Here is a 12,784-nt window from a genome sequence, read left to right as displayed (position 1 = left end):
GCGCAGCATGACCTAAATCGGGTGCGAAACGGGAGCGATTACTTGAGGCTGCCCGAAAGAAATTGCTGCAGGCGCTCCGATTGCGGATTGACCAGCACTTCACGCGGGTTACCGCGCTCTTCGACGATACCCTTGTGCAGGAACACCAACTGGTTCGACACTTCGCGGGCAAAGCCCATTTCGTGGGTCACCACCACCATGGTCCGCCCTTCCTGGGCCAGGGCCTGCATCACCTTGAGCACATCGCCCACCAGCTCCGGGTCGAGGGCCGATGTCGGCTCATCGAACAGCATCACTTCAGGCTCCATCGCCAGCGCCCGGGCAATCGCCACGCGCTGTTGTTCGCCGCCGGACATGTGGCCCGGGTAGGCGTCCTTGCGATGGGCCACGCCCACTTTGTTCAGGTAGTGCTCGGCCTTCTCGCGGGCCTCAGCCTTGGCAACGCCCAGCACATGCACCGGCGCTTCCATGATGTTTTCCAGGGCGGTCATGTGCGACCACAGGTTGAAATGCTGGAACACCATCGACAGCCGCGAACGCATGCGTTGCAGTTGCTTGGGGTCCGCGGCCTTCATCGCGCCATCCTTGCCCGCCACCAGCTTCAACTCTTCGTTGTTGAGCAGGATCTTGCCGGCATGGGGTTGCTCAAGCAGGTTGATGCAACGCAGGAACGTGCTCTTGCCGGAGCCACTGGAGCCGATGATGCTGATCACATCGCCAGCGGCAGCCTTCAAGGACACGCCCTTGAGCACTTCGTGACTGCCATAGCGTTTATGCAGGTCTTGGACTTCAAGCTTGTACATGCGGTCGGTTCTCACAAAACGTCAGTCGTTGAGCAGTCGATCGGATCGATGCGTTATCAGTGCTTGCGCGGGGCCAGGTAAACCAGCCAGCGGCGTTCGGCCAGTTTGAACAGGCGCACCAGGATGAAGGTCAGGCACAGGTAGAAGACGCCGGCCGTGATGTAGGCCTCGAACGGCAGGTAATACTGCGCATTGACCGTGCGCGCGGCGCCCGTGATGTCGATCAGGGTCACGATGGACGCCAGGCTGGTGGTCTGCAGCATCATGATCACTTCGTTGCTGTATTGCGGCAGCGCCCGGCGCAGGGCCGACGGCAGCAGGATCCGGCGATACAGCGTGAAGCGCGACATGCCCATGGCCTTGGCCGCTTCGATTTCACCGTTGGGCGTGGCCCGCAGGCTGCCGGCGATGATCTCGGCGGTGTAGGCACTGGTGTTGATGGCGAACGCCAGGCACGCACAGAAGGTCGCACTGGACAGCCAAGGCCAGAGGAAGCTCTCGCGCACGAACTCGAACTGCGCCAGGCCGTAGTAGATCAGGAACAGTTGCACCAGCATCGGTGTGCCGCGAATCACGTAGGTGTAGAGCCAGGCACTCATGTTCACGACCGGCTGCTTGGACACCCGCATCAGCCCCAGGGGCAGCGCCGCCAGCAGGCCGAAGAACAACGACAGCGCCAGCAGCTTGAGGGTGGTCAGCAAGCCACTGAAATACAGCGGCAAGGCTTCATAGATGACGTTGTAGTCGAAGATCATAGATCAGCCGCCCTTACGCCTACCGAGTAGCGCTTCTCAAGGTGACGCAGTGCCAGCAACGAGACGCTGGTGATCACCAGGTACATCGCCGCCACCGCCAGGAAGAAGGTGAAAGGCTCGCGAGTGGCATCCGCCGCTTGCTTGGCCTTGAACATCATGTCTTGCAGGCCCACCACCGAAATCAGCGCGGTCGCCTTGGTCAACACCAGCCAGTTGTTGGTGAAGCCGGGAATGGCCAGGCGAATCATCTGCGGCACCATCACCCGGAAGAACACCTGCAAGCCGCTCATGCCATACGCCATGCCCGCCTCGGCCTGCCCCTTGGGGATGGCCATGAACGCGCCGCGAAAGGTTTCCGACAGGTACGCACCGAAGATGAACCCCAGGGTGCCGATGCCGGCCGCCAGCGGGTTGAGGTCGATGTAATCGTCATAACCGAGCATCGGCGCCACGCGATTGAGCAGGTCCTGGCCGCCGTAGAAAATCAGCAGGATCAGCACCAGGTCGGGAATGCCGCGAATGACCGTGGAATACAGGTCGCCCAGCCACGCCAGCCAGCGCACCGGCGAAAGACGCAACGCGACACCGATCAGCCCCAGGACGATGGCCAGGGCCATGGACGACAAGGCGAGCTGAAGCGTCAACCATGCGCCATCGAGGATGACAGCCCCGTAGCCTTTCAACATGATTCAGGTCCTCGAAAATGGGATGAAAAAATGGCGCAAACCGCAGGGATCCTGGTGCTTGCGCCATTTCTCACGAGTGGCGGGACGGTGTTACTTGCCGTAGATATCGAAGGTGAAGTACTTGTCCTGGATCTGCTTGTACTTGCCGTTCTCGCGAATGGCGGCAATCGCACTGTTGATCTTGTCTTTCAGGGCGTCGCCCTTGCGCACCGCGATACCGATGCCGTCACCGAAATACTTCTCATCGGTGAAGGCCGGACCGACGAACGCGAAGCCCTTGCCGGCGTCGGTCTTCAGGAAGCCGTCATCCAGCAGCGTAGCGTCGGCCACGGTGCCGTCGAGACGACCGGCAGCGACATCCAGGTAGATTTCGTTCTGCGAGCCGTACGGCTTGATCTCGGCACCCAGCGGGGCCAGGACTTCACGGGCGAAACGCTCGTGGATCGAACCGCGCTGCACACCGATGTTCTTGCCCTTGAGCTCGGTCAGGCCTTCGCTGACCTGGGTGCCGGCCTTCATGACCAGGCGGGCCGGGGTGTTGTAGTACTTGTTGGTGAAATCAACGGATTTCTTGCGGTCTTCGGTGATCGACATGGACGACAGGATCGCGTCGATCTTGCGGACCTTGAGCGCCGGGATCAGGCCGTCGAACTCTTGCTCGACCCACTGGCACTTGACCTTCATTTCTTCGCACAGCGCATTGCCGATGTCATAGTCGAAACCGACGATGCTGCCGTCCGGGGCTTTGGAGGCAAACGGAGGGTACGCCGCCTCGATACCGATCTTCAGGGGCTTTTCATCAGCGAATGTCGGCAGGGACAGCACGGACAGTGCCAGGGCGCCAAGCAGCACGAGTTTCTTCATCTTGGAACTCCATCGGTAAAGGGCAAAAAACGGCAGAGTGAGCAACAGCCCAATATGCGAATGAGTGAAACGAATTCCGGTGCTGCGTCCTAGGAAGCGAGCGTTTTATTCAACGCACGCCACGACGAGCGAGTGATCGGCATTCTAACGACAGGCCCGAGGCCGATATTTCTTCAATGCGACAACAAATTACAGAAGCACCGAGAAAGCCTTTCAAGGACATTGACAGCCCCGCAAATTCATGCAAGAGCAAAAGAAGGGAAACCGATCTATGCTGCAAATTGCGGGCCCATTATTCGCAAACCCTTCTAATCCGGCAAGCACAGCGTGTCGGCTAATTTTATACATGGGCTGAAAATGCCCTGGAACAGGGCTCGGCGTTTCCCATTGCCTCGGCTTGGCGCCTTTGGTTACACATTTCGAAACATCGGTAACGTTCAGACATCTCCTACTTCAAACGCCGATATTTATTCATTCGCCGACCCCGTGGCGAGGGAGCTTGCTCCCGCTGGGTTGCGAAGCAGCCCCAAAGCCAGGCACCGCGGCCTTTCGAACACCCAACCTGTGGCGAGGGGATTTATCCCCGTTGGGCTGCGAAGCAGCCCTAAAACCAGGCAACTTGGTGTATCAGGAAGAATGAGTCAGGGATCTTGGGGCTGCTTCGCAGCCCAGCGGGGATAAATCCCTCGCCACAAAGGCCATGCGACGCGCACAAAAAAGCCCCGCCAGGCAAATGCCAGGCGGGGCTTCTTGAGGTCACAATCCGCCGTCAGGCGACGTTCATGGTCTTGTGCGTCTCGATCAGGTGCGCCACCACGCCTGGGTCGGCCAGGGTGGAAATGTCACCCAGCGCGTCGTATTCCGCCGTGGCGATCTTGCGCAGGATGCGGCGCATGATCTTGCCGGAGCGGGTTTTCGGCAGGCCCGGTGCCCACTGGATGACATCTGGCGAGGCGATCGGACCGATTTCCTTGCGCACCCAGTTCTTCAACTCCAGGCGCAGGGCCTCGCTGCTTTCCTCGCCCGCATTGAGGGTCACGTAGACGTAGATGCCCTGCCCCTTGATGTCGTGCGGCACACCCACCACCGCCGCTTCGGCGACTTTCGGGTGGGCGACCATGGCGCTTTCGATCTCGGCGGTGCCCATGCGGTGGCCGGACACGTTGAGCACGTCGTCCACGCGACCGGTGATCCAGTAGTAGCCGTCCTCGTCGCGACGCGCACCGTCACCGGTGAAGTACATGCCACTGAAGGTCTTGAAGTAGGTGTCAACGAAGCGGTCGTGGTCGCCGTACAGCGTGCGCGCCTGGCCTGGCCACGAATCGAGGATCACCAGGTTGCCTTCGGCGGCGCCTTCGATCAGGTTGCCGAGGTTGTCCACCAGCGCCGGCACCACGCCGAAGAATGGACGAGTGGCCGAGCCCGGTTTCAACGCCGTGGCGCCCGGCAACGGACTGATCAGCACGCCACCGGTCTCGGTTTGCCACCAGGTGTCGACGATCGGGCAACGTTCCTTGCCGACATTCTTGTAGTACCAGTCCCACGCTTCCGGGTTGATCGGCTCACCCACCGACCCCAACAGGCGCAGGCTGCTGCCATCGGCGCCTTCGACGGCGGCGGTGCCCGACGCCATCATCGCGCGGATCGCGGTCGGCGCGGTGTAGAGGATACTGACCTTGTGCTTGTCGATGACCTTGGCCACCCGAGTGATGTCCGGGTAGTTCGGTACGCCTTCGAACAGCACCGTGGTCGCGCCATTGGCCAGCGGACCATAGACGATGTAGCTGTGGCCGGTGACCCAACCGACGTCGGCGGTGCACCAGTAGACTTCGCCCGGCTTGTAGTCGAACACGCGTTCGTGGGTCAGGGCCGCGTAGAGCAGGTAGCCGGCCGTGGTGTGTTGCACGCCCTTGGGCTTGCCGGTGGAGCCGGAGGTGTAGAGGATGAACAGCGCTTCTTCGGCGCCCATTTCCTTCGGCGCGCACACGGTGCCGGCGACTTTCATCAGGTCTTCGTACCAGATGTCCCGGTGCTGGTTCCACTTGATGTTGCCCGCCGTGCGCTTGCACACGATGACTTTCTGGATGCTGCTGGTTTCCGGGTTGGTCAGCGCGTCGTCGACGTTGGCCTTGAGCGGGATCTTCTTACCGGCGCGAATGCCTTCGTCGGCGGTGATCACCACTTTGGATTTACAGTCGATGATCCGGCCGGCCAGGGCCTCGGGGGAGAAGCCACCGAACACCACCGAGTGGATCGCGCCGATCCGGGCACAGGCCAGCATGGCGACCACGGCTTCCGGGATCATCGGCATGTAGATGGTCACCACGTCGCCGCGGTGCACGTCCTGGCCACGCAGGGCGTTGGCGAACTTGCAGACTTCTTCATGCAGCTCGCGATAGGTGATGTTGCGACTCTCGGACGGGTCATCGCCCTCCCAGATGATCGCGACCTGGTCGCCACGCTCGGCCAGGTGCCGGTCGAGGCAGTTGTAGGAAACGTTCAAGGTGCCATCGGCAAACCACTTGATGTCGACATGGTGATCGTCAAAGGACGTCTGCTTCACCGTGGTGAAGGGCTTGATCCAGTCCAGGCGCTTGGCCTGCTCGCGCCAGAAGCCATCCGGGTTGACGACTGACTGCTGGTACATCGCCTTGTAGGTCGCCTCGTCAGTCAACGTACTGGCCGCAACCTCGGGGCGAACGGGATACAGAGAAGCCGCACTCATGTTTCTTACCTCGGTGACATAGTTGTTTTTGTATGGTCCCGTTGTAGCCTGGGGCGGGCCTATAGAACCATTCGACGATGGTAGTAACAAGTCCCTACAAAATGTCGGTACTAACGTGCAAGACCACTTTCACAGCCCATTCCCTGTGGGAGCGGGCTTGCTCGCGAAGACAACAGCACAGCCAGAACAGATCCAACAGCCAACCTCCAACGCCAGTCGATTATTACCAAATCGACCAAAAGTCTTTATCAAAACCCAGTCTGTTTGCAGCCACCCCTCCCCTCTAGAATCAACCCCGCCAACCGGCAAACACGATTGACGCAACACAGCCCCCACGAAGGCCGTTGATCAAACTTCCAATACTTGCTCCACACGCAACCCCAAAAAGGTTGCGTGACCCCACTCGACCTCAAAAAAGGTGAAATCAGATGAAAGCTTTATGGGTTCTGGTCCTCGGCAGCCTGTGCGCCAGCGCGATGGCAGACGAGGCCCCGAGCGATGTCGCCCAGCAAAAACCCGCCGTTGAGGAGTACACCTACTCCACCCACCTGGACATCGCCAAAGTCATTTCCATGAGCGAGATCCCGAATGTCTGCGAAGTGGTCCCGGCGAAGATGGTCTATGACGACTCCAAGGGCCAGCGCCACATCCTGCGCTACAGCGTGATGGGCAACGGTTGCTCCAACGGCTGATCACTACCGGTATTTTCCAGGGCCCGATTTCGATCGGGCCTGGTTGTGTCTGGAGCCGCCGAAAACCCTTATCAAACACAACATATAGTGTAAAAAGGTAAAAACAGCTCATTTTTTGAGCAAAAAAGCCTGCCATCCGATCCAGGCAAAAAAAATCTTCGGCAGCCGGATCCGGCCAAAGCCTTGTAAACCCTCGCTCCAACGCGGATGTACCGTCCGTCAGCGCCTCCGTGGGCGATTTCGCCGCACCACGTAGGCAAAAAAGTCCTTATAATGCCGCCTTAAACGGGCCTGCAATATTCCCTTACAGGGGATCAAGCCAGCCTGAAGCCCACGCCAAGACCCACGACCTCTTCGCGTTCACCGCCGCTTCAGCACGACCCGTACATTTTTCTGTTTATTGCCTGCGTCAGCTGCAACAAACGATTTTTCCAAGATCCACCGCCGCCAGCCGACCTCCCCCGGGTTGCTGGCCCTCACGCAGGAGACGACACGTCATGCTGAGCTGGGACGAATTCGACAAAGAAGACGGCGAAGTCGCTGTAAAAAGCGCCAATGCCGGCCACGCTTCTGAAGCCAACATGGACCGCCTCGACAGCGCCGGCGGTGCCGCCGCGCTCGAAGCCCGCGCCGTGACGGCCAGCGACTCGGCCGCGATCATTCGCGCCAAGGCCGCCCTCGACAAACTCGACATCGCCGAAGGCCTCGCCGAACTCGAAGGCGCCTCCGCCCGTGTCGCCGTCGATGAAAAGCGCATGATCAACTGCCGCGCCGACCTCAACCAGCTGGTGCCCTTCAAATACGACTGGGCCTGGCAGAAGTACCTGGACGGCTGCGCAAACCATTGGATGCCGCAAGAAGTCAACATGACCGCCGACATCGCCCTCTGGAAAAACCCGGAAGGCCTGACCGACGACGAACGCCGCATCGTGATGCGCAACCTGGGCTTCTTCTCCACCGCCGACTCCCTGGTGGCCAACAACCTGGTCCTGGCCGTGTACCGCCTGATCACCAACCCGGAATGCCGCCAGTACATCCTGCGCCAGGCGTTCGAAGAGGCGATCCACACCCACGCCTACCAGTACTGCATCGAATCGCTGGCCATGGATGAAGGCGAGATCTTCAACATGTACCACGAGATCCCATCGGTCGCGAAAAAAGCCGCCTGGGGCCTGAAGTACACCCGCTCGATCTCCGATCCGAAGTTCGAAACCGGCACCCCGGAAACCGACAAAGAGCTGCTGCGCAACCTGATCGCCTACTACTGCGTCCTGGAAGGCATCTTCTTCTACTGCGGCTTCACCCAGATCCTCTCCATGGGCCGCCGCAACAAAATGACCGGCGTCGCCGAGCAGTTCCAATACATCCTGCGCGACGAATCCATGCACCTGAACTTCGGCATCGACGTGATCAACCAGATCAAGATCGAAAACCCACACCTGTGGGATGCTGAAATGAAGGAAGAAGCGACCCAGATGATCCTGCAAGGCACTCAACTGGAAATCGAATACGCCCGTGACACCATGCCTCGTGGGGTGTTGGGCATGAACGCGGCGATGATGGAGGACTATCTGAAGTTCATCGCTAACCGTCGCCTGTCGCAGATTGGTCTGAAAGAAGAGTATCCAGGCACGACTAATCCGTTCCCTTGGATGAGCGAGATCATGGACTTGAAGAAAGAGAAGAATTTCTTTGAGACGCGCGTGATCGAGTATCAGACGGGTGGGGCGTTGAGCTGGGATTGATAAATCCTAAGTTGAACCTGTCATTTGACGCTCGACTAAAAACCCCGTGAAAGCGGGGTTTTTTGCATTCAGCAGAACCACAACCGCGTTTAACTCTGGAGCAGGCACACCACCTTTACCCTACGAAAAACCCAGAATAGTTCCGTATTGACGCCGTATCGCCTCGTTACCTATCTTAGTCGCAGGTGCCTAAGAAACGCCCAACGTAGTAGCTGATCGCCGAACAGAGAACCGCGTACGGTCTAAAGACCTATGCATTCTGTGCAGAGCAACAGCTTGTTGGGATTTTCTTACATCCTCTACGTCGGGCTCCCGCCGCTAACTTCATACGTAGAGGTCGTTATGCTCACAAAGAAGCCTTCCTGTTCTCCGCATACCTCGGAGATCATGCATGAAGCCTACATTCCGGCAGTTTTCACCCGCCACAACCGCCACCTTCACGCACTCCTCCTAGAAAACCAACCTTGGTTCTGCGCTCGCGACCTTGGGCGGTTGATGGGCGTGCATCTGAACGACCGCATGGTCAGCAAACTGGACGAGGACCAACGACACAGTTCTGTTAATCCGCTACCACGGCCAGCCTGAAAAACGGCTGATGCTCAGCGAGTCCGGTGTCTATGCATTATTGGTTTACCACTACGCACCAGGGAATCGCTTGTTACGCGAGTGGCTGACGCATCAAGTGGTACCGGCAATGCGAGACGCGCAGGCACCAAGCGATACCGACCGGCCCATGCTGAGTGTTTTGGATTGGCCGGAGATGTCCATGAGTCTGCTGCATTGGCAAAACGACGGCTGGATTCGACTTCGGGACATGCCATGTCTATTGCTCAATCGGACGCGAGGCCGGGCGAGATCGATCAAGCCGTGGTGGCGTAGATTGCTTGAGGTATTTCATGTGTCTGGGCATTCGGTTTCCTAGGAGCATTCCGAGAGAAGACTCTGCCTTTTCTGTAGGAATTTTCGTAGACAGGGGTAATGGCCAGTCAGTATCGTCCGAGGGTTTTCAACCCTCGGCGGCTGTATGGACACACCAACTGAAAAAAGTGGCTGGAGCGATGACGAGCTTGAGGCGTCGGTCGATGCGTACTTGATGATGCTCGCCCGCGAGCTAAGCGGTCAGACATTCAAGAAGTCGGTTGAGAACCAGCTTTTGCGTGATGGACCGCTGAACAAGCGCAGTGCCTCATCGGTGGAATACCGCATGCAAAATATCTCGGCGGTGTTGGAACAGATGGGTTTGCGGCGCATCAGCGGCTACATGCCCGCTAAGAACATTGGCGCGGGTGTAGCTCAGCGAATTCGTAAGGTGCTTGCCAACAAGGTGATACCCAGCGCTGATGAAGTTGCTCCGACATCTGATCAGCGAACCTTGATCAGCCGAGCCTCGAAGTTGCAAAAGAACGGACTCAAGGTCGAACCATCAGGGAATCCCAATCCGGCGCAAGTCAGCACGACTACGACGGCTTACGTTCGGGATCCGAAAGTTCGGGCGTGGGTTGCAGAGTTGGCAAAAGGTGTTTGCGAAGGTTGCGGCCAGAAGGCACCGTTCGAGGTGGATGGGTTGCCGTTCCTTGAGGTGCATCATGTGAAGCATTTGGCGCAGCAAGGGTCGGACAGTATTACTAATGCCGTTGCGTTGTGTCCGAACTGCCATCGGCGGTGTCACCTTGCCAGTGATCGAGAGGCGTTCACCTTGTCGTTGTATGAGAGGGTTGGGCGGCTGGTTGTTGAGTGACGACATTTAGTTAAACGGGTCTGCTTCGCAGCCCAGCGGGAGCAAGCTCCCTCGCCACGGGGATGGAGCAAGGCTCCAGTCCAACTTCTACTGGAGATATTTAATGGCTAACGAGTTTAAAAGTGCGGCCTTCGAGTCGATTCACAGCTCGGCTGAAGCGCTGCTGAAGATCGGCGCTATCGACGAGGTCACCATGGGCGAGTTCGACGAAGCCTGCATTGGTGAGGAGCCTGTTGAAATCCCGCCTGCTCAGATTGAGTAAAGCTGGCTAGTAGATGAGGAAGGGGCCTTTACTCACCTATTGGCCCTTGTCGCCATCCTTGGCCGCTCAATTGGCTCGCAGAGCAGCCACTCTGCGGAGCTCAACCCGCCTACTTGCGCCGAGGCTTAGCCCCACGAATCGGCGCGTTAGCGGCGGGCTTGTGCGGTTTAGGCGGCGCATAAATGGTTTGGAGCGCTGCGGTCAGTCCCAGGCGAAGACCGAATTTCCGCAAGATGGATTCGATGGTGCTTAGGGTCGGATTACCCTTGTCCTTCTCGATCTGATACAGGGCTTTGGTCGACATCTTGCACATCAGCGCAAAGGTGTCCTGATCCAGACCGGTTACCTCAAGCCGTAGCCGGCGAACAGCGGTTCCCAGGGTTTCGTTGCCCATTGCATGCTGAGTCGCAATGTCTTCAAGGAGCATCTTGCGCCGTTCGCCAGGGTTCTCATTCATCGAAATTCTCGTTCAACCATAAGCAACAGTCACCCATTCCCAGCAATATAATTCCGGTTACCTGAACATTCGCACTCATGTCCGGCATTATAATGCCGACTACCATATATCTTCGGTAGGGTGGTCAAAATCAGTAGATATCCAAATCTTCCCCTTCAACCGCCCAGGTTTGCGCACCCGAGATGAATCGACATGAGCAGCAGGTCCAAATAAGGCCTGCCGCCCTTGGTGATCATCACCTTGTCGCCACACCATGCACGCTCAGCCAGTTGGGAGAGGATGGACTTTGCCTCGTGCATGTTCACTTGCACCCGCTCACTCATCTAACACCTCCATCGGATTAGCCAAGTTAACCTGAGCAGAATATTTTCGATAGGCACGCTCGGGCTGACCGCCTGACGTTTTTGCGCTGCATTAAAAACATTCAGTGCAACCCACCCCACCACCCGCTATTAATACCCTCCCCCCACTCAAGGACCCGAGCCCCTCATGAAATTCGACCTCGCCTACTGCCGCAGCCTCGACGACAAGCTGTCGATCTATGACGTGCGCGATCTGAATTTTGACGAGACGGTGAATTTCGATTCCGCGAAGGAACAGTTCCAGTGCCCAAACGACACCTGTCGGGCGGCGTTCGATGCAGCGAATGTATTGGGGACGTTCAATGCCAAGAATGTGAACTACGTGCGCACGCCGCACTTCAAGAACATTCCCAGCACGCGGCATATCGAGGGTTGTCCTTATGCCAGTCTGAAAACTCCGACTACTGGCCTGGAGGCAGATGCTGCGCAATTGGATGACGGTCGGGAGGAACACTTCCCTTCGGAGTTGTTGCTGACTCGGCGTGAGTATCTGCGTAAGCCGTCCAGCCCGGCAGTGGCGGCAGACGTCATGCGCGAGGAGCGAGTGCCTTCAGCCGGCAATAAAGTCGAGCACCCGAACCGTGATTCAGCGCCGGACAAGACCCATGTATTCGCCCATCCAGTGGAATGTTTTGTCTCGAACTTTGCCGACAAGGACCTGCTCAAGCGCATGCCGTTGAAGATTGGCGAGCACACGGCGCCCTATGCATCGTTCTTCAAGAAGATCGAATACTTACTGGATAACAAGGGGCTGATCTACTGGGGAAAGATCAAGAAGATCGAGGATTATCACAGCGCCAGTTTTCGCGTGGACTTCGAGCAAAAGGTCTGGACCCAGCTACCGGGCGAGGCGAAGAAAAAGCCTTATTCGGTCAACGTTTACCTGAGTAAGAAGCTGATCGACAGCTACCGCAAGCGCAAGGCGTTTCTGCAAGAGATCAAGCATGCCGCCGAGAGCGAGCGGGATCTGTATTGCTTCTTCTATGGCGTGACGCCAGAGCTAAAACAGGTGGCGAGCAAGAAAAACCCCGAACAGACGTTCGGGGTGTTCAGTGCCCAGATTGAGAATCTGGACCACTTCATTATCCGTGAGGCGCCAGGGTTGGCCGACAACTAGTCTCTTGGGCTGACAGCAACCCTACACGCGCCGGTGTTCTAGTTCATAGTCCATCTTGGGCAAGCTGCCGCTCAAACGCACACATCTCCCGCTTCACTTCCATCCGTCGTTCACGGGCTTTCTGAACGCTCGCTCAGAAACACCGAGCGCTTGGCTGAAGCCGACCACTGGTCACCCATCAAAAAAATGAGATTGATCCGGCTTCAAAACAACTGTACAAAAACACAGTATTTTGAATCCACTGCTTTGGAGCACCCCATGGCCTCTCTCGCACTCAAAACCACCCTGGAACGCATCGCTGTCTATCAATTCACCCCTGCCCACAGCGCACAAGCCCGCGCCATGCTGGGGTGGAGTGTCGAGGAGTTGTCCCGGCAGTCGGGCGTCTCGGTACTCGCCATCCAACGCTTCGAAGCCGGGGGTGAACTGCTCGATGTAACCCGACTGGCGCTGGCGTTTCGCCTTGAAGCCGAAGGCCTGGTGTTCTTCCCTGGGTTTGCACCGGGGCGTGGCATGAACATCAAGGGTGCTACACCCGACCCGATGGGACGGGCCGACTACGCGATGATCGAATAGCC

The 12,784-nt window shown here is 57.9% G+C and carries 13 protein-coding genes and 1 pseudogene; 7 read left to right on the top strand and 7 right to left on the bottom strand.

Annotated features, from left to right (window positions below; all coding sequences use genetic code 11):
• Positions 1 to 38: 38 nt before the first annotated feature.
• The 5 genes from AD664_RS17260 to acs form a co-directional block, all read right to left on the bottom strand.
• Positions 39 to 803, bottom strand: coding sequence for an ABC transporter ATP-binding protein (locus tag AD664_RS17260; RefSeq protein ID WP_042732894.1), 765 nt, complete (start codon positions 801 to 803; stop codon positions 39 to 41).
• Positions 804 to 859: 56 nt separating this feature from the next.
• On the bottom strand, positions 860 to 1,558 hold the full coding sequence (locus tag AD664_RS17255) for an ABC transporter permease (RefSeq protein WP_042732893.1): 699 nt from the start codon (positions 1,556 to 1,558) through the stop codon (positions 860 to 862).
• Positions 1,555 to 2,244 carry an ABC transporter permease gene (locus tag AD664_RS17250; RefSeq protein ID WP_053148139.1) on the bottom strand — a complete coding sequence of 230 codons (690 nt, stop codon included), beginning with the start codon at positions 2,242 to 2,244 and terminating at the stop codon, positions 1,555 to 1,557. Before AD664_RS17250 ends, AD664_RS17255 begins: the two co-directional genes overlap by 4 nt.
• A 90-nt stretch (positions 2,245 to 2,334) precedes the next feature.
• Positions 2,335 to 3,108 (bottom strand): ABC transporter substrate-binding protein, encoded by a 774-nt coding sequence (locus AD664_RS17245; protein ID WP_053148138.1) that lies wholly within the window; start codon positions 3,106 to 3,108, stop codon positions 2,335 to 2,337.
• 769 nt (positions 3,109 to 3,877) lie between these two features.
• On the bottom strand, positions 3,878 to 5,833 hold the full coding sequence (gene acs, locus AD664_RS17240; protein ID WP_042732387.1) for an acetate--CoA ligase: 1,956 nt from the start codon (positions 5,831 to 5,833) through the stop codon (positions 3,878 to 3,880).
• Positions 5,834 to 6,261: 428 nt separating this feature from the next.
• Between acs and AD664_RS17235 the strand changes: the two genes are divergently transcribed.
• The 5 genes and pseudogenes from AD664_RS17235 (at position 6,262) to AD664_RS17220 (ending at position 10,270) form a co-directional block, all read left to right on the top strand.
• The gene (locus AD664_RS17235) at positions 6,262 to 6,525 is read left to right on the top strand and encodes a DUF2790 domain-containing protein (RefSeq protein ID WP_053148135.1); all 264 of its coding nucleotides are present in this window, start codon (positions 6,262 to 6,264) and stop codon (positions 6,523 to 6,525) included.
• A 497-nt stretch (positions 6,526 to 7,022) separates the two neighbouring features.
• Positions 7,023 to 8,270 (top strand): ribonucleotide-diphosphate reductase subunit beta, encoded by a 1,248-nt coding sequence (locus AD664_RS17230; protein ID WP_042732385.1) that lies wholly within the window; start codon positions 7,023 to 7,025, stop codon positions 8,268 to 8,270.
• Positions 8,271 to 8,657: 387 nt separating this feature from the next.
• Positions 8,658 to 9,192, top strand: a pseudogene (locus tag AD664_RS27925) (Bro-N domain-containing protein).
• A 102-nt stretch (positions 9,193 to 9,294) separates the two neighbouring features.
• Positions 9,295 to 10,008 carry an HNH endonuclease gene (locus AD664_RS17225; protein ID WP_053148133.1) on the top strand — a complete coding sequence of 238 codons (714 nt, stop codon included), beginning with the start codon at positions 9,295 to 9,297 and terminating at the stop codon, positions 10,006 to 10,008.
• Between the two features lie 103 nt (positions 10,009 to 10,111).
• Positions 10,112 to 10,270, top strand: a complete 159-nt coding sequence (locus AD664_RS17220) for a hypothetical protein (RefSeq protein ID WP_053148131.1) — start codon at positions 10,112 to 10,114, stop codon at positions 10,268 to 10,270.
• Positions 10,271 to 10,379: 109 nt separating this feature from the next.
• Here AD664_RS17220 and AD664_RS17215 read toward each other — a convergent pair whose 3' ends face one another.
• Positions 10,380 to 10,727: a helix-turn-helix domain-containing protein gene (locus AD664_RS17215; RefSeq protein WP_083454216.1), complete on the bottom strand. Its 348-nt coding sequence runs from the start codon at positions 10,725 to 10,727 to the stop codon at positions 10,380 to 10,382.
• 155 nt (positions 10,728 to 10,882) lie between these two features.
• Positions 10,883 to 11,050, bottom strand: a complete 168-nt coding sequence (locus AD664_RS17210; protein WP_218187110.1) for a type II toxin-antitoxin system Phd/YefM family antitoxin — start codon at positions 11,048 to 11,050, stop codon at positions 10,883 to 10,885.
• A 166-nt stretch (positions 11,051 to 11,216) separates the two neighbouring features.
• Here AD664_RS17210 and AD664_RS17205 point away from each other — a divergent pair, with 166 nt between their 5' ends.
• On the top strand, positions 11,217 to 12,206 hold the full coding sequence (locus AD664_RS17205; protein ID WP_053148129.1) for a hypothetical protein: 990 nt from the start codon (positions 11,217 to 11,219) through the stop codon (positions 12,204 to 12,206).
• Between the two features lie 258 nt (positions 12,207 to 12,464).
• Positions 12,465 to 12,782: a helix-turn-helix transcriptional regulator gene (locus tag AD664_RS17200; protein WP_053148127.1), complete on the top strand. Its 318-nt coding sequence runs from the start codon at positions 12,465 to 12,467 to the stop codon at positions 12,780 to 12,782.
• Positions 12,783 to 12,784: the final 2 nt, after the last annotated feature.

Source organism: Pseudomonas sp. P97.38, assembly GCF_001269745.1.
Taxonomy (GTDB): domain Bacteria; phylum Pseudomonadota; class Gammaproteobacteria; order Pseudomonadales; family Pseudomonadaceae; genus Aquipseudomonas; species Aquipseudomonas chlororaphis_E.
The sequence above is the reverse complement of the archived record's forward strand: the minus strand, read 5'-3'. Positions and strand labels throughout refer to the sequence as shown.